Source organism: Haloferax sp. Atlit-6N, assembly GCF_003383195.1.
Classification (GTDB): Archaea; Halobacteriota; Halobacteria; order Halobacteriales; family Haloferacaceae; genus Haloferax; species Haloferax gibbonsii.
Genome location: NZ_QEQJ01000207.1, coordinates 1 through 504, shown reverse-complemented (window position 1 = coordinate 504; position 504 = coordinate 1). Strand labels below are relative to the sequence as shown.

Genomic DNA, 504 nt, shown 5'->3' with positions numbered 1-504 from the left:
ATCGACCCCGAGAACGTCCGCGCGGAGGTGCTCCCCGACGGGAAGGCCGACGCCGTCGACGCGATCCAGGCGGAGGGCCGGAAGGCGATGATGGTCGGCGACGGCGTCAACGACGCCCCGGCGCTCGCGGCCGCCTTCGTCGGCACGGCTATCGGCTCGGGCACGGACGTCGCCATCGAGGCGGCCGACGTGACGCTGATGCGTGACGACCCGACCGACGTGGTGAAAGCGATCCGGGTTTCGGAGGGGACGCTCGCGAAGATCAAGCAGAACCTCTTCTGGGCGCTCGGGTACAATACCGCGATGATCCCGCTCGCCTCGCTGGGGCTCTTGCAGCCGATTCTGGCGGCGGGCGCGATGGCGCTGTCGTCGGTGTCGGTGCTGACGAACAGCCTGCTGTTCCGTCGGTACACCCCCGATCACGACTACAGAGTGCTCGGGTTCCTGCGCGGACGGAACTGAGCATCGCCCTTTGGCTTCCTCCGACCCGCTTCTCGTTGCGGG

Annotated in this window: 1 protein-coding gene; it reads left to right on the top strand. The window is 68.5% G+C overall.

Translation table 11 applies throughout. From position 1 onward, the window contains the following. A partial coding sequence (locus DEQ92_RS21965) for an HAD-IC family P-type ATPase (protein ID WP_115821786.1) occupies nt 1–462 on the top strand: 462 nt, incomplete at its 5' end. Between the last annotated feature and the right edge of the window lie 42 nt (nt 463–504).